This is a genomic window from Haloarcula onubensis, assembly GCF_031624605.1.
Lineage (GTDB): Archaea > Halobacteriota > Halobacteria > Halobacteriales > Haloarculaceae > Haloarcula > Haloarcula onubensis.
Genome location: NZ_JAMQOS010000001.1, coordinates 1,145,241 through 1,160,633, shown reverse-complemented (window position 1 = coordinate 1,160,633; position 15,393 = coordinate 1,145,241). Strand labels below are relative to the sequence as shown.

Here is a 15,393-nt window from a genome sequence, read left to right as displayed (position 1 = left end):
ATACCCGGGTCCATGACAGTCCGGGGCGTGCTGCTGGACCTCGACGGAACGGTGTATCACGACGACGACCCGCTGCCCGGGGCGCCCGAAGCGGTCGACCGGCTCCGCGAGCGAGGCCTCTCGATAGCGTTCTTCTCTAACAACCCGCTCCACGGCGCCGGGGAGTACGTCGACCGGCTGCAGTCGCTGGGTATCGACGCCCGCCCGGGGGAGGCCTGTTCCTCGGCGGTGGTCACGCGGGAGTACGTCGATGAACACCACGCGGGGGACGACGTGTTCGTCATCGGCTCCCGGTCGTTGCGCGAGCGCATCGACCGGGGCCGGGCCGAGGTGGTCACCGAGCCGGGCGGCGCCGACGTGTTGCTCGCCTCCTGGACCGACGAGTTCCACTACGACGACATGGTCGCCGCCCTCCGCGCACTCGACACCGGCACCGTCTACCTCGGGACGGACCCGGACCCGACGTTCCCCGGGCCGGAGGGCCACCCGGTGCCCGGCACGGGCGCGATACTCAGGGCCATCACGGGCGTCACGGAACGGGAGCCCGACCGCGTGCTGGGCAAGCCCTCCGAGGTGGCCACCGAGGCGGCGCTCGACCGTCTGGGACAGGCCCCCGAGGACGTCCTCGTCGTCGGCGACCGCCTCGGGACGGACATCCTGCTGGGGGAGCGAGCGGGGATGCAGACCGCGCTCGTGATGACCGGCGTCACCGACGACGCGACGCTCGCGGCCAGCGACGTGAAACCCGACCACGTACTCGACTCGCTGGCCGACGTGGACGCTATTCTGCCGTAGCCTCGGCGGCCCGAATCCGGTGGACCGCTCCGCCCGAGTCGCCCGTCGAACAGACGAGCAGTTCGCCCGCCGGGGTCCGGCCGAAGGAGAGCACCCGCGACTGGATACCCGAGACGGGGACCGCGTCCAGCGACCAGCCGTCGTCGCCTTCGGTGCCGACGAACAGCTCGCCCTCCGCGACGTAGTCGGCGAAGACGTACCGCCCCTGCAGTGACGGAATAGCGGGGCCGTCGTAGACGTAGCCGCCGATGACGGAGATGCCGGTGATGCCGTCGCCCTCGTGGGGGTACTGGATGACGGGGTCGACGAGGGGGTCCCCCTCCGGCCCCGTCGTCGGACACTCTTCGGCCTGCACGCAAGACCGGCCCTCGCGGACGTTCCAGCCGTAGTTGCCGCCCCGCTCGACGACGTTTATCTCCTCGTAGCTGGACTGGCCAACGTCGGCGACGAACAGGCGGCCGTCGGGGCCAAAGGAGAACCGCCACGGATTCCGGAAGCCCCAGGCGTACTGTTCGTCCAGCCCTGGCTGGCCGACCAGCGGGTTGTCCTCGGGGACGCCGTAGGGTCGGTCTGCATCCCGGCTATCGACGTCGATGCGCAGGAGACTCCCAAGCAGGTTCTCGGTGACGTCCTGGCCGTTGCCGCCCTCGACCGCGTCGTACCAGTCGTCGACGTGGCCCCGGCCCTGGTCGTTGGCCGCGCCGCCGTCGCCGACGCCGACGTAGAGGTAGCCGTCCGGCCCGAACCCGACGGCGCCCGCGTTGTGGTTTATCTGTGGCTCCGGGATTTCCAGCAGCATCCGCTCGCTGTCGCGGTCCAGGCGGCCCCCGGAGACCCGAAACTCCGAGAGGACAAACCTGTGTGAGTAGTTCGAGGGCATCCCCGCGCGCAGCGGCGCGCTGTACCGGACGTACATCCGACCCGAGCCGTCGTACTCCGGGTGGAGCGCGATGCCGAGCAGCCCCATCTCGCCGCCGGGGTCGGCCAGCCGGTCGGTCAGGTCGGTAATAGCCGCCGGAGCGGTCTTCGCCCCGTCGAAGTATCGTATCTCACCGAACTGGTCGGCGACGAAGAACTCCCCGGAGCGCGGGACGACCACGTCGACGGGCGCGTCGAAGCCCGACGCGACCCGTTCGCCGGAGAGTTCCAGTCCACGGAGGGCGCCCTCCGTCGGCGTCACGGTGGAGTCCGACGCCGAACAGCCCGAAAGCGCGGCGACCGAGGCGCTCGTAGCGGCGAGAAACGCCCTGCGAGTCGGCGTGTGCATACCGCCACGTAGGACGCACCCGTCAAGAAACGCCCGGCTCGGAATAAACGCTAAACAACGGGAAAGTGTACCGCTGTCGAACCCTTTATTGGCTGGGTTGTGCAACCCATAATACAACCAATGGCCGACAAAGCCGAACTCCGCGAGCAGTTCACAGAGGCGTTCCAGGACGCAGACTACCCCATCGCCAGCCCGATGGACCTCGTGCCGGCCCTGCCCAACGGCCCGTCGACGAAGTTCGAGTCGGGCGAGTTCTCGATGACGGCGATGGAGTTGAACACCAAACTGAACGGGGAGTTCCCCTACGAGAGCGTCGACGACTTCGTCGACGACGTGATGGCCTCGCTGGAGTCGCAGGACCTCATCTAGGGGCGACGGCGAGCACCGCGACGGTGACGGCGATACCCAGACCCAGTAGCGCGTAGTTCGCCGCCGCGTTGTCGGCCCGGCAGATATCGAGGGTGTAGTGCCGGTCCGAGACGGGCCAGAAGGGCGTGATGCCCATCGGCGTGATGACGTCCGCGAGCAGATGCGAGACGACGACGGTGGTGCCGACGGCGAATCCGACGGCCGCGAACTCCGCGGCGGTATCGACGCCGGCGCCGCGCCCGAGCAGCCACCCGGCCGCGCCCAGGCCCACGCCGACGGCGAGGGCGAAGCCGAGCGTGTGGGTGACCCCGCGGTGAGCCACGCCGGGCAGGCGCTGGTCTACGTCTGGGACCGACGCCAGCGCCAGCGAGACTCCGCCGCCGACGACGGCGAGGGTCGGCCGCGCCGCGACCAACAGCGCGAGTCCCAGCGGCGCGTAGGCGACGAGCGCGGCACCCTGGTGGCCCAACCGGTACATACCGAGCAGTTGTCTCTCGATAGCCCCTAAACTGTCGGTTCGGTGGCGAGGCTTATGTGGCCGGCGCGGCTAGTAGGGCCATGTTACTGCCGGCGGTCGTCGAGTTGCTCATCGAGACCTTCGGACCCTTCCTCATCCCGGCGACCCTGTTCGTCCTCGGGGCTATCGGCTACCTCTTCCTCTACCTGATGACCCGGTCCCGCCGCGAGACCTACACCGACGACCGGATGTGACCTGACCAATCTTTTGTTTGAAGCAGTACGTTTTTGAGTTAGACTCGTCTAAACGCTGGTATGTTGAGCGCGAAGATGGAGGACTACCTGAAGGCTATCTACCGGCTCGAACGGGACGGCGAGCCGCCGGTCGCGACGTCCGCCATCGCCGAGACCCTGGAGGTGACACCGCCCACCGCGACGAGCATGATAGAGAAGCTCGCGGACCGCGGGCTCGTCGAACGCGAGAAGTACAAGGGCGTCACGCTCACGCCCGACGGCGAGACGGTCGCGCTGGAGGTCATCCGCCACCACCGGCTGCTGGAGACGTTTCTCACCGAAGAGCTGGGCTACGACTGGTCGGAGGTCCACGAGGAGGCCGAGATTCTCGAACACCACATCAGCGAGGAGTTCGAGCGGCGGGTCGCCGCCGCGCTCGACGACCCCGAGGTCGACCCCCACGGCGACCCGATACCAAGCGACACGCTCGACCCCATCGAGGACATCCCGGCGTCGGCGCTGGCCGACCACGGCGAGGGGACCCGACTGCTGGTCGCCCGCGTCCGTGACCGCGACCCGGAGGAGCTGACGTATCTCGACGGGGTCGGCGTCCGGCCGGGCGTCGAACTCGTCGTCCAGGAGGTCGCTCCCATCGGGATGGTGACAGTGCGACTCGACAGCGGCGAGACGGTCTCGCTGCCGGACCACATCGCCGGCGCGATTCAGGTCCGCAGCCCCGAGGACGCCGCTGACGAGGTGAGCGAGGTGTGAGCGAGGCCACGTGGCTCGGCGTCGTCGCCATCGCCGCGGGCGCACAGCTCGCCGTCCTGCCGGGCGAGAAGGTCCAGTTCATCATCGCTGGCCTCTCGACGCGGTTCAATCCCGCGCTGGTCGTGGCCGCGGCCGGGAGCGCCTTCGCCGGGTGGACGGCCCTTGAGGTCTGGCTCGGCAGCGCCGTCACCGACCTCCTGCCCGGCATCTACCTGGATACGATGACCGCCGCGCTGTTCGTCCTCTTTGCCTACCTGCTCCTGCGTACTGCGCCGGCCAGGGACGCCACCGACCGGGAGGCCGCGACGGGCGCCCTGACCGACGGCGGCGAACTGGACGTGCGCGTGCCGGTCGTCGACCGAAAGGTCCCGAACAAGCTCGGCGGCTTCCTGCCCATCTTCGCGATGATGGCCTTCGGCGAGTTCGGCGACAAGACCCAGCTCATCACCATCTCGCTGGCCGCCCAGTACCCCGCTTTCGGGACGGCCATCTGGACCGGGGAGATGCTCGCTATCATCCCCGTCAGCATCGCGAACGCGCTGTTCTTCCACCGGTTCTCGCATCACTTCGACATCCGGAAGGCGCACTTCGTCGGCGCCGGCCTCTTTGGCTTTTTCGCCGCGGACTTCGCGCTGAAAGTGCTGGTGGGCGTCTCGCTGTGGGAGACCGCAGTCACAGCGATGGCAAGTGCACTGCCGTTCTGAGTTAGCGAGCGAGTGTAGCCGAGCGCAGATACTTTCGATTCGAAATTCGAAGAGGGTTCCTGACTAACAGATACAAGGACAAAGCGCATCAAAGGGTAGCCCCTACTAGGAATCACGATGACCGACCGAACCGTCCGCCTGGAGTTGACCGGGATGAGCTGTGCGAACTGCTCGGGCACCATCGAGGACCGCGTCGGGGAACTCGACGGCGTCGCGTCGGTCGACGCCAACTACGCCACCGACGAGGGGAGCGTCACCTACGACCCCGACCGGGTCTCGCTGTCCGATATCGTCGACGCCGTCCACGACGCCGGCTACGGCGTCGACACCGAGACGACCACCATCGGTATCACGGACATGTCGTGTGCGAACTGCGCCGAGACGAACACCGAGGCGCTGGTCGGCGTCGAGGGCGTCGTCTCGGCCGACGTGAACTACGCCACCGACGAGGCGCAGGTCACCTACCTCCCGTCGGTCGCCTCGCTCTCCGACCTCTACGACGCTATCGAGGACGCCGGCTACTCGCCGGTCCGCGAGGACGAGGAGAGCGACGGCGAGGCGGTCTCACCCGAGGACCGCCGCGACGCCGCGCGGAACGAGGAAGTGAAGCGACAGCGCCGCCTGACTCTCTTCGGCGCGGCGCTCTCGCTGCCGCTGCTCGTGTTCATGGCCGACCACCTGCTCTCGCTGGGGCTGTTCGAGGAGACGCTCTTTGGGGTCCCGCTGGGCTGGGTCCAGTTCGCGCTCGCGACGCCGGTCCAGATTGCGCTTGGCAAGCCGTTCTACGAGAACGCCTACAAGGCCCTCGTGAAGAACCGCCGGGCCAACATGGACGTGCTCATCGCGCTGGGCTCGACGACGGCCTACGGCTACTCCGTCGTCGCCTTGCTCGACCTCATCGCGAGCACGGGGCTGTACTTCGACACCGCCGCGTTCATCCTCGTGTTCATCACGCTGGGCAACTACCTCGAAGCCCGCTCGAAGAGCCAGGCCGGCGCGGCTATCCGCGAACTGCTGGAGATGGAGGCCGACACCGCGACGGTCGTCCGCGATGACGGCTCCGAGGCGGAGATTCCCCTCTCCGAGGTAGAGGTGGGCGACCGGCTGAAGGTCCGCCCCGGCGAGAAGATTCCCACGGACGGCGTCGTGCGCGACGGCGGCAGCGCGGTCGACGAGTCGATGGTGACCGGCGAGTCCGTCCCCGTCGAGAAGGGCGAGGGCGACGAGGTCATCGGCGCGACGGTGAACCAGAACGGCGTGCTGGAAGTCGAGGCGACGAAGGTCGGTTCGGAGACGGCGCTCCAGCAGATAGTCGAGCGCGTCAAGGCCGCCCAGTCCCGACAGCCCGAGATTCAGAACGTCGCCGACCGCATCTCGGCCTACTTCGTCCCCGCGGTCATCGCCAACGCCCTGCTGTGGGCGGCCGTCTGGGCGCTGTTCCCCGACGCACTCGCGAGCTTCGTCGCGGCGCTGCCCATCTGGGGGCTCGCCGCTGGCGGCCCCGCCGCCGTCGGCGTCAGCGAGTTCGCCGTCGTCGTCTTCGCGTCGGCGGTGCTCATCGCCTGTCCCTGCGCGCTGGGGCTTGCGACGCCCGCCGCGACGATGGTCGGCACGACCATCGGGGCGCGCAACGGCGTCCTGTTCAAGGGCGGCGACGTGCTCGAAACCGTGCGGGACGTCGACACCGTGGTCTTCGACAAGACCGGGACGCTGACCGAGGGCGCGATGGAACTGACCGACGTGGAAGCGGTCGGCCCGGCCGCCGATGGAGGCGACGCGGACGCTGCCGCCGACGGGGGCCTCCTCACCGAGCGTCCCGAACTCACCGACGAGTTCGTCCTCGAACTCGCCGCCAGCGCCGAGAGCGGGAGCGAACACCCGCTCGCCGAGGCCATCGTCGAGGGCGCCCGCGAGCGCGGCGTCGAGTTCGAGGCCGCCGACGAGTTCGAGAACGTCCCCGGCCAGGGGGTGCGGGCGACGACCGAACACGGCGAGGTGCTGGTCGGCAACCGAAGGCTGCTGCGCGAGCACGGCGTCGACACCGACCCCGCCGAGGAGCGCATGGACACCCTGGAGCGGGAGGGGAAGACCGCGATGCTAGTTGCTCTCGCGGACGGTCGACCGGGCGAGGCCGACCGGTCGCAGGCGGATGACGGCGCCGACGACTTCCGCCTCGTCGGCGTCGTCGCCGACGCGGACACGGTCAAGGAGAGCGCGAAGCGTGCGGTCGCCGACCTCCGCGAGCGCGGCCTCGACGTGTGGATGATAACCGGCGACAACGAGCGGACGGCTCGCGCGGTCGCCGAGCGGGTCGGTATCGACCCCGACAACGTCCAGGCCGAGGTGCTGCCCGAGGAGAAGGCCGCCGCCGTCGAGGCGATTCAGGAGGACGGACGCCGCGCGATGATGGTCGGCGACGGCGTCAACGACGCCCCCGCGCTGGCGACGACGACGGTCGGCTGTGCCATCGGCTCGGGGACCGACGTGGCCATCGAGGCCGCCGACGTGACGCTGCTGCGTGACGACCCCGCCGACGTGCTGAAGGCCATCCGCATCTCCGAGGCCAGCCTCCGGAAGATAAAGCAGAACCTCTTCTGGGCGCTGGGCTACAACACGGTGATGATTCCGCTGGCGTCGCTGGGGCTGCTCCAGCCCGCGCTGGCCGCGGGCGCGATGGCCGCCTCGTCGGTGTCGGTGCTGGCAAACAGCCTCGTCTTCCGGCGCTACACGCCCGACGAGGACTACGAACTGCTGGGCTCGCTGCGACCGTAATCGGGCTTCCAGTACGTTCATTTGCGCTGAGCCCTGATAGCCGGCCAGTGAGTCAGTCCCAGCGCGACGGAGGGTCGCCAGACGCGGGTCGCCAACCCTCGGGCCTCGGCGTCCGCCTGCGGGCGCTGTGGCGCGCCGTCGTCGTCGCCTGGCAGTTCGTCCCGTTCGTCTGGGCGTGGGCCAGAGACCGCAAGCGGTTCGTCGTCGTCGGTCGCTCCCGGTCGATAGCGAGCGAGCAGCGCACCGAGCGAGCGCGGCGGCTCAAAGGGACGTTTCTCGACCTGGGCCCGGCCTTCATCAAACTCGGACAGATGCTGTCGACGCGACCCGACGCGCTTCCGGGGGAGTACATCGAGGTACTCTCGGAGCTACAGGACAAGGTGCCGCCCGAGCCGTGGTCGGAAATCGAGCCGCTACTGGAGGCGGAACTGGGCGGACCGGTCGAGGAGCGCTTCGATAGCTTCGACACCGACCCCATCAGCGGCGCGTCGCTGGGACAGGTGTACGAGGCGACCGTCGACGGCGAGCGCGTCGCCGTGAAGGTGCTCCGGCCCGGCATCCGCGAGCGCGTCGAGTCCGACCTGCGAGTGCTGGAGACGCTGACGCCGCTGCTGGCCCGCGGTGCCGACCCGGCCCAGGCCTACACGCTGGAGAATCTGAGCGAGGAGTTCGCGGCCACGATACGGGAGGAGATGGACTACGCCCACGAGGCCCGGATGCTCCGTGAAATCGGCGCGAGTTTCGCCGACAGCGACGACGTCGCGGTTCCCGAGGTCGTCGGGAGCCACTCGACGGACCGCGTGGTGACGATGACGTATCTCGACGGGGTGAAAATCGACGACGTGACCCGTCTCGACGAGATAGGTGTCGACCGCGGCGAACTGGTCCAGCGCCTCGAAGAGACCTACATCCAGATGATAGTCGAGGACGGGCGCTTCCACGCCGACCCCCATCCCGGTAACCTCGCGGTCCAGGACGACGGTACCCTCGTCTTCTACGACTTCGGGATGACGGGACGGCTTGGCCCTCGCACCCGCGAGCAGTTGATGGAGTTCTACGTCGGACTGGCGAGCGACGACGTCGACCGCGTCATGGACGCCTTCGTCGCGATGGGGGCGCTTGACCCGGCGGCGAACCGCGAGGTGATGGCCGAGGCGTTCGAAATCGTCATCGAGCAGTTCCGCGGCGAGGACATCAGCGAGTACCGCATCGAGCAACTGGTCGGGCAGTTCGAGAGCCAGCTCTACGTGTTCCCGATGCGGCTGCCACAGGACCTGGCGCTCGTGGTGCGCGTGACCACGGTACTGGAGGGGGTCTGTCGCACTCTCGACCCCGACTTCGACTTCATCGAGATAATCACCGACTACGTGATGGAGCAGGGCCAGGCCGACGCGGGCGACGCCATCCGCGAGGAGATTCAGGAGACCGTCACCAGGGGCGCCCGGTCGCTCGTGACGACGGCGCCCCGGGCCGAGCGAGCGCTCGACATCGCCGCGCGCAGCGAGTTGACGCTCGCGACCGTGCTCAGAGACGGCGACGGGCTCGCTCGACGGATGGCCCAGCGGCTGTTGCTGGGATTCGTCGCGGCCGCCGGGATTCCGGTCGCGGCCTTCTTCTACGTCGACGCGGCGCTCCCCCCGGTGGCGCTTGCGATGGGCGTGAGCGGTCTCTCGCTTGTGGCCCTTGTCTGGTCGTTCCGTCGGTCGCGCGGTCGCACGCTCGCGACGCCGCAGTTCACGCGCCACGAGATGCGCCGACGCGAGGGCGACTAGACCAGCAGTTGCACGTCCGCGTCGGCCATGTGCTCTAGCGCCGTCGCGGCGCCCACGTCCGTGGTCACGCCGTCGTAGAACTCGTCGTGGTCGTAGTCGAACAGCTCCGTGGTCATCTCACAGGCCTGAAGGTCCACGCCCATGTCGAGGCTCGTCTCGATTAGCTCCTCTATGGTCGCGGTGCCGTTGTCGGCTATCTCGCGGTTCATGTACCACGTCGCCAACGCGTCGCCGCCGGGAAGCGCCCCGAGGACGTTCGGCATCGGCATGTTCGGGTTGCCGACGGCGCTGACTTTCAGGTCACGGGAGCGCTCCTCGTGGAGGATGTCGAGCCCCCAGAAGGTGTGGAAGACGGTCACGTCCCAGCCGAAGGCCGCGGCCGTGCTGGCGAGGATGAGCGGCGGATAGGCCATGTCCAGCGAGCCCTGCGTCGCGACGATGGTCATCGATTTGGGCCCGTCGTCCCGGAGCGTCTCGACCGCCGTTTCGAGTTCCTCGATGCGCTCCTCGAGGGCAGCGACCTCTGGCTCCCCACCGACTGTCGTCGACTCGGCGGCCGACTCCGGTTCGCCGGCGGCGGGCTCGCTGCTCATTCGCCCACCCGCTCCACGAAGTGGTGGTAGACGGTCTGCCCGTCCGCGGTCGACTCCGTCTGGGCCAGCAGCTCGACCGTCTCGAGCGAATCCGCCCAGCCGTCGATGTCGCTGACCGAGCCCGAGTCCGTCGCGAGCACCTCGAGGACGTCACCCACGGCGATGTCGTCGACGGCCTGCTTCGTCCGCACGACCGGCATGGGACACGATTCGCCTGTCACGTCGATGGTCTCCGTCACGTCGTCCGGTGTCGTATCAGTTGCCATTGTATTGTACCTAACACGCAATACTTGTTCGGCCGTCATAAGTCTGTTGGGAGGTGCCGATGCCCGGTACTGGACACGCGCAGTTTATATTTCAACCCGGGAAATCCCGCCGGCCGACGCCAGAGTTAATTTCGAAAGTTGTGCAATACTCCCGCAACACTTTTCAGTCCCACCGGGCTAGGTGGGGTACAGAATGAGCGACAAACCGTTCCCGATTCCCGACGACGTGACGAGCATCGACCCGTCCGACCTCTACGAGCGACTGGACGACGGCGAGCAGTTCGGGGTGCTGGACACGCGCGCGCCGGCCGACGTCGACGACTGGCGCATCGACGGCGACTCCGTCGCCTTCGCGAACGTCCCGTACTATCAGTTCCTCGACGGGGTCCCCGAGAGCGCGCTCGACCAACTTCCCGAGGCCCGGCCGCTCTACACCGTCTGTGCGAAGGGGCTGTCGAGCAAGTTCGTCGCGGACGTGCTGGACGACGCGGGCGTCGACGACGTGGTCGCCGTCGAAGACGGGATGGAGGGCTGGGAGACGGTCCTCGCGAGCACCGAACTGGCGGCCGACACCGACGCGACGGTCGTCCAGTTCTACCGGCCGTCCTCTGGCTGTCTCTCCTATCTCGTCGTCAGCGACGGCGAGGCCGTCGTCGTGGACCCGCTCCACGCCTTCGCCGAGGAGTACGTCGACGCGGCCCAAGAGTACGGCGCGGACCTCGTGGCGGCGCTGGACACGCACGTCCACGCGGACCACATCAGCGGGGTCCGGACGCTCGCGCGCGAGTACGGCGTCCGCGCCGTCGTCCCCGACGCGGCCGAGTCTCGTGGCATCGACTACGAGGAGGCCTACGACACTCTCGGCGACGGGGAGACGGTCGCCGTCGGCGACGTCGCGGTCGAAGCCGTCCACACGCCCGGCCACACGACCGGGATGACCTCCTATCTCGTGGCCGACGCCGTCCTCCTGACCGGCGACGGCCTGTTCGTCGAGAGCGTCGCCCGGCCGGACCTCGAAGACGGCGCCGAGGGCGCCCCCGAGGCCGCCCGACAGCTCTACGACACCCTCCAGGAGCGCGTACTCGCCCTGCCCGACGAGACGCTCGTCGCGCCCGGCCACGTCAGCGACGGTGCCGAGCAGGCGCCCGACGGGAGCTTCACCGACACCCTGGGCGACATCGCCGCGTCGATGCCCGCGCTCTCCCGTGACCGCGAGTCGTTCGTCGAGTTCGTCCTCGCCGACATGCCGCCCCGACCCGAGAACTACGAGGACATCATCGCGACGAACCTCGGTCACGAGCCGCTGGACGACGACACCGCCGCCGAACTGGAGCGGGGCCCGAACAACTGCGCGGCTACCACCGACGCCATGACGGGGCAGTAGATGCTCGCGGAGACACTGCTGCCCAACGGCTGGCTCCACTACCTGCTGGGTGGGCTGCTCATCGGGGCCGGCACCGTCGTCGTCTACGCGACCACCGGTATCACCGCGGGCGCCAGCACGTTCCTGGAGTCCACGCTGTCGTACGTCTCGGATAGGTCGCGGTTCCAGCAGTTCCGCTTCACGTCGACGCGGGACTGGCGCGTGGTGTTCACGCTGGGCATCGTGCTCGGCGGGACCATCTACGGGCTCGCATTCGGCGAGTTCGGCTGGACGACCGAAGTCCAGTGGTGGCGCCTCCTCTTCGGGGGCGTCCTCGTCGGCGTCGGCACCAGACTCGGCAAGGGCTGTACCTCCGGCCACGGCGTCTGTGGCGTCGGCTCGCTCTCGGAGACGTCGCTGCTGAACGTCGCCACGTTCGTCGGTATCGCCATCGGGACCGCACAGGTCGTCCAGGCGCTGGGGGTGACGCCGTGAGCGACGAGCGGCGAGCAGACGGCGGTCGTCACCCGCTGTTCATGCCCGCTATCCTGCTTGGCGGCGTCGTCTTTGGCTTCGGACTCGGCCTCAGCCAGATGTACCGCCCAGAGGTCGTCCTGCGATTCCTCCAGCTGTCGGACCTCGGGCTCTTGCTCGTGATGGGCGGGGCCAGCGTCGTCGCCGGGACGGCCTTCGCCGTGCTGTCCCGAACCGGACGGTCGGCGCCGCTGACCGGGCAGCAGTTCGGAAAGCGCGTGAAGTCGATGGACCGCAACGTCGTGCTTGGCGGGGGTATCTTCGGCGTCGGCTGGGGTATCTCGGGCATCTGTCCCGGCGCGGCCTACGCCAGCCTCGGCGTCGGGAACGTCACCATCCTCTACGCGCTGGTCGGGATGTTCGCCGGCGCGTACCTCCAGGGATACGTCCGGTCGACCGACGACACCGCGGCCGCGGCCTCGGAGGAGCCGGCGTGAGCGACACCACTTTTCAGCACAGCGACCGGAGGACCAGTTAATGCCAGAAGCCATCCGCACCCAACTCGAAGAAGACGTTCAGTGTGACTACCTGCTCGACTGCTTCCACGGGCTGACCGAACTCGACCGGGCCTGTTTCGAGCAGCTCGTCACGAGTCCCGAGGCGCTGACGGTCGACGACCTCGCGGAACGGGTCGACCGGGACCGGACGACCGCCTACCGGTCGGTCCAGCGGCTGCTGGAGGCCGAACTGGTCGAGCAGCGCCAGGTCAGCGGCGACGGCAGCAGCTACCACCACGTCTACGAGCCACGTGACCCCGACGCCGTCGCCGACCAGATGCAGCGGGAACTCAACGACTACTACGCCAAGATGGGGCAGCTCATCCACGAGTTCCGCGATAAATTCGGTGAGCGAACGGAATGAGCGAGGAGGGCGCGGACCCCGACCCGGGGGAAGGGTTCGACCCGGGCGGCGAGCGCGAACGACGCCTCGGTGAGGGGTTGTTCGAACAGGAGATGGGCCCGAGTTCCTCGATGGCGCACCTCTATCGGGGCGAGGTCCACCGGATGACCCGCTGGCGCGAGCGCCTCGACCGGACGACGAACTGGGCGGTGACCGTCATCGCGGCCATCCTCACGTGGGCGTTCTCGGACCCGACCAACCCCCACTATCTGGTGCTCGTCGGGCTGGTCACGCTGGGGGTATTCCTCGGTATCGAGGCCCACCGCTACCGCGGCTTCGACGTCTGGCGCTCCCGGGTCAGGCTCATCCAGCAGAACGTCTGGGCGCCGGGACTGGACCCCAGCCGGTCGGTGGCCGACCGGGACTGGCGACGGAAGCTGAGCGCGGACTACGACCAGCCGACGGTGAAGATTCCGTTCGAGGAGGCCCTCGCCCACCGGATGCGACGGGTGTATCTGGCGCTCTTTACCGTCGTCAACGCCGCGTGGCTCATCCGTGTGACCGCCTTCGCCGACGGCGCCGACTGGCCGACGAGCGCGGCCATCGGGATGGTCCCGGGCGTCGTCGTGACGGCGGCCGTCGCGTTCGTCTATCTGTGCGGCGTCGTCATCACGGTCAGGCCGCGGGAGTGGCACTCCCGGTCCGAACTGCGCACCGAGCGAATCGACGACTGGCAACAGCCGTAGGTCAGAGCTCTCCCTCGCGAGCCATCGCCCGAATCTCGTCGGCCCGCTCGCGAATCCCGCGCCACTCCCGGTCGTCTTTATCGTCTACGTGGCTGTACATCAATCCCATACGGTGGTTCGAGCGCAGTTCGCCTTCGTTGCGGTCCAGGAAGTCCCAGTACAGCGCGTTGAACGGGCAGGCCCCCTCACCGGTGGTCTTGGTCTTGTAGTACGGACAGCCCGAGCAGTAGTCGCTCATCCTGTCGACGTAGTTGGCCGACGAGGCGTACGGTTTCGTCGCGAAGACGCCCGCGCCGTACAGCCCCATCTCGACGACGTTGGGTGTCGTGACCCAGTGAAAGGCGTCGACGTAGCCCGCGTGGAACCAGCGGTTGAGCTGGGCCGGCTCGACGCCGTAGACGAGCCCGAAGTTCGCCAGAATCATCAGACGCTCGATGTGGTGGGAGTAGCCCCGCTCGCGGACCCCGTCGACCACGTCCGAGAGACAGGCCATCTCGGTGTCGCCGGTCCAGTACAACTCCGGCAGCGGTTCGTCGGCGTCTAGCTGGTTCGCCATCGCGAGGTCGGGCATCTCCCGGCGGTAGACGTGTCTGAGGAACTCCCGCCAGCCAAGCACCTGCCGGACGAACCCCTCGACGCTGTTGAGCGGCGCGGCGCCGTCCTCGTAGGCCGCGATGGCGCGCTCGATGACCTCGTCGGGCGCGAGCAGGCCGAGGTTCAGCGACGTCGACAGGAGGCTGTGGCTCATCGCCCACGAGTCCGCCCGCATCGCGTCCTGATACGGCCCGAAGTCGGCCAGCCGGTGGGTGACGAAGTGGTCCAGCGCCCGGACGGCCTGTCGACGGGTGACGGGCCAGTCGAACGCCTCGGGGTCGGCCCAGTCGCCGCCGTAGGGCGGCACCTCGTAGCCGCCGCCGAACGTCTCTGTGACCCAGTCGGCGGTCTCGTGGACAGTCTCGTCGTACTCGAAGGTGGGCGGGGCCGCCGGCGTCCACCCCTCGGGTGGCGTCTCGCGGTTCCGGTCGTCGTAGTTCCACTCGCCGCCGACGGGGTCGTCACCGTCCATCAGGTACCCCGTCTCGCGGCGCATGAACCGATAGAACTCCTCGTGGCGATACCGGCCCTCGCTCGCCCACGCGTCGAACTGGGCGGGCGAGCAGAGGAACCGCTCGTCCGGGACGAACTCGACGCTGCCGCCGGCGTCCGCGACGAGCGACTCGATGCGTTCGCGGGCGCCGTCGGCCTGTGGCGCGGTCGTCACGAGGTGGTCGCCGGGATGCGCGTCGAAGTGCGCGGCCAGTCCGTCCGCGAACGTCTCTACCTGGCGGTAGTGGACGGTTCGGCCCGCCGCCCGGACCGCGTCTCTGAACTGTCGCATCGCCGCGAACACCAGCGTCAGCTTGTGCGGGTGGTACGGCAGTTTGCGCGCGAACGACTCGGCCTCGATGCACAGCAGGGGCTCGTCCGGCCGGCGGGCCAGCGGCCCACGGTGCCGGACGAGGTGGTCACCCCGGAGCCAGACCGTCATTGCTGTCCTCGCATAGCTGTGCTTTCGCGGCCATCGTGATGAACACACGTCCGAACTACGTAGGTGTGGACGGCGGCCGCGGCGGTGACTGGATGGCGTTTTCACCCGCTGGCTTTCTACGTCGAGACATGGCAGGCAATCCGGACCGACGGGCGGTCCTCGGTGTCGCGGCGGCCGCGTCGATGCGGGGACGACCGTCACGTGGGTCGGGACCGGGAACAGCTACAACGTGGTCCACGAACGGGGCGACTTCGAGAGCGACCTGACGGCCGAAGAGGGGTCCACGTTCGAACACACCTTCGAGTCGGCCGGGACGTACCTGTACTACTGTGCCCCCCATCTCGGGTTCGGGATGCGCGGCGCCGTCGTCGTCGAGTGACGGA

Annotated in this window: 18 protein-coding genes; 13 read left to right on the top strand and 5 right to left on the bottom strand. The window is 68.5% G+C overall.

Features of this window, described 5'->3' with window-relative positions:
• The first annotated feature begins 12 nt into the window (after window positions 1-12).
• A complete protein-coding gene (locus NDI86_RS06100) occupies window positions 13-795 on the top strand; it encodes an HAD-IIA family hydrolase (RefSeq protein ID WP_310899513.1) in 783 nt (260 codons plus the stop codon).
• Here NDI86_RS06100 and NDI86_RS06095 read toward each other — a convergent pair.
• Window positions 782-2,062 (bottom strand): PQQ-dependent sugar dehydrogenase, encoded by a 1,281-nt coding sequence (locus tag NDI86_RS06095; RefSeq protein WP_310899512.1) that lies wholly within the window; start codon window positions 2,060-2,062, stop codon window positions 782-784. The genes NDI86_RS06100 and NDI86_RS06095 overlap by 14 nt on opposite strands.
• Before the next feature lie 120 nt (window positions 2,063-2,182).
• Between NDI86_RS06095 and NDI86_RS06090 the strand changes: the two genes are divergently transcribed.
• Window positions 2,183-2,431 carry an MTH865 family protein gene (locus NDI86_RS06090; protein ID WP_310899511.1) on the top strand — a complete coding sequence of 83 codons (249 nt, stop codon included), beginning with the start codon at window positions 2,183-2,185 and terminating at the stop codon, window positions 2,429-2,431.
• Here NDI86_RS06090 and NDI86_RS06085 read toward each other — a convergent pair.
• The gene (locus NDI86_RS06085) at window positions 2,424-2,909 is read right to left on the bottom strand and encodes a metal-dependent hydrolase (RefSeq protein ID WP_310899510.1); all 486 of its coding nucleotides are present in this window, start codon (window positions 2,907-2,909) and stop codon (window positions 2,424-2,426) included. The two genes, NDI86_RS06090 and NDI86_RS06085, sit on opposite strands and share 8 nt — an antisense overlap.
• Window positions 2,910-2,989: 80 nt before the next feature.
• On the opposite strand from NDI86_RS06085, the gene NDI86_RS06080 reads away from it, so the two are divergent.
• From NDI86_RS06080 to NDI86_RS06060, 5 genes are all read left to right on the top strand, one after another.
• A complete protein-coding gene (locus NDI86_RS06080; RefSeq protein ID WP_310899509.1) occupies window positions 2,990-3,142 on the top strand; it encodes a hypothetical protein in 153 nt (50 codons plus the stop codon).
• 60 nt (window positions 3,143-3,202) lie between these two features.
• Window positions 3,203-3,892, top strand: a complete 690-nt coding sequence (locus NDI86_RS06075) for a metal-dependent transcriptional regulator (protein ID WP_310899508.1) — start codon at window positions 3,203-3,205, stop codon at window positions 3,890-3,892.
• Window positions 3,889-4,596, top strand: coding sequence for a TMEM165/GDT1 family protein (locus NDI86_RS06070; RefSeq protein WP_310899507.1), 708 nt, complete (start codon window positions 3,889-3,891; stop codon window positions 4,594-4,596). The genes NDI86_RS06075 and NDI86_RS06070 overlap by 4 nt, the downstream gene beginning before the upstream one ends.
• Before the next feature lie 117 nt (window positions 4,597-4,713).
• Window positions 4,714-7,368 (top strand): heavy metal translocating P-type ATPase, encoded by a 2,655-nt coding sequence (locus tag NDI86_RS06065; protein ID WP_310899506.1) that lies wholly within the window; start codon window positions 4,714-4,716, stop codon window positions 7,366-7,368.
• Window positions 7,369-7,415: 47 nt separating this feature from the next.
• Window positions 7,416-9,140: an ABC1 kinase family protein gene (locus tag NDI86_RS06060; RefSeq protein ID WP_310899505.1), complete on the top strand. Its 1,725-nt coding sequence runs from the start codon at window positions 7,416-7,418 to the stop codon at window positions 9,138-9,140.
• Here the strand turns inward: NDI86_RS06060 and NDI86_RS06055 are convergent.
• Window positions 9,137-9,733, bottom strand: coding sequence for a DsrE/DsrF/DrsH-like family protein (locus NDI86_RS06055; protein WP_310899504.1), 597 nt, complete (start codon window positions 9,731-9,733; stop codon window positions 9,137-9,139). The two genes, NDI86_RS06060 and NDI86_RS06055, sit on opposite strands and share 4 nt — an antisense overlap.
• Window positions 9,730-9,999, bottom strand: a complete 270-nt coding sequence (locus tag NDI86_RS06050; RefSeq protein WP_310899503.1) for a sulfurtransferase TusA family protein — start codon at window positions 9,997-9,999, stop codon at window positions 9,730-9,732. Before NDI86_RS06050 ends, NDI86_RS06055 begins: the two co-directional genes overlap by 4 nt.
• 193 nt (window positions 10,000-10,192) lie before the next feature.
• On the opposite strand from NDI86_RS06050, the gene NDI86_RS06045 reads away from it, so the two are divergent.
• From NDI86_RS06045 to NDI86_RS06025, 5 genes are read left to right on the top strand one after another with little or no spacing between them, the layout of a single operon-like run.
• Complete coding sequence (locus NDI86_RS06045) at window positions 10,193-11,383, top strand: MBL fold metallo-hydrolase (RefSeq protein ID WP_310899502.1); 1,191 nt, start codon at window positions 10,193-10,195, stop codon at window positions 11,381-11,383.
• Entirely contained in the window at window positions 11,384-11,857 is a 474-nt protein-coding gene (locus tag NDI86_RS06040) for a YeeE/YedE family protein (RefSeq protein WP_310899501.1), read from the top strand.
• A gap of 41 nt (window positions 11,858-11,898) precedes the next feature.
• On the top strand, window positions 11,899-12,333 hold the full coding sequence (locus NDI86_RS06035; protein WP_310899648.1) for a DUF6691 family protein: 435 nt from the start codon (window positions 11,899-11,901) through the stop codon (window positions 12,331-12,333).
• 40 nt (window positions 12,334-12,373) lie between these two features.
• Window positions 12,374-12,757 (top strand): helix-turn-helix domain-containing protein, encoded by a 384-nt coding sequence (locus NDI86_RS06030; RefSeq protein WP_310899500.1) that lies wholly within the window; start codon window positions 12,374-12,376, stop codon window positions 12,755-12,757.
• Window positions 12,754-13,482, top strand: a complete 729-nt coding sequence (locus NDI86_RS06025; protein WP_310899499.1) for a DUF2270 domain-containing protein — start codon at window positions 12,754-12,756, stop codon at window positions 13,480-13,482. Before NDI86_RS06030 ends, NDI86_RS06025 begins: the two co-directional genes overlap by 4 nt.
• 1 nt (window position 13,483) lies before the next feature.
• Here the strand turns inward: NDI86_RS06025 and NDI86_RS06020 are convergent, their stop codons facing one another.
• Window positions 13,484-15,010: a cryptochrome/photolyase family protein gene (locus NDI86_RS06020; protein WP_310899498.1), complete on the bottom strand. Its 1,527-nt coding sequence runs from the start codon at window positions 15,008-15,010 to the stop codon at window positions 13,484-13,486.
• Between the two features lie 88 nt (window positions 15,011-15,098).
• Here NDI86_RS06020 and NDI86_RS06015 point away from each other — a divergent pair, with 88 nt between their 5' ends.
• Window positions 15,099-15,389 (top strand): plastocyanin/azurin family copper-binding protein, encoded by a 291-nt coding sequence (locus tag NDI86_RS06015; RefSeq protein ID WP_310899647.1) that lies wholly within the window; start codon window positions 15,099-15,101, stop codon window positions 15,387-15,389.
• Window positions 15,390-15,393: the final 4 nt, after the last annotated feature.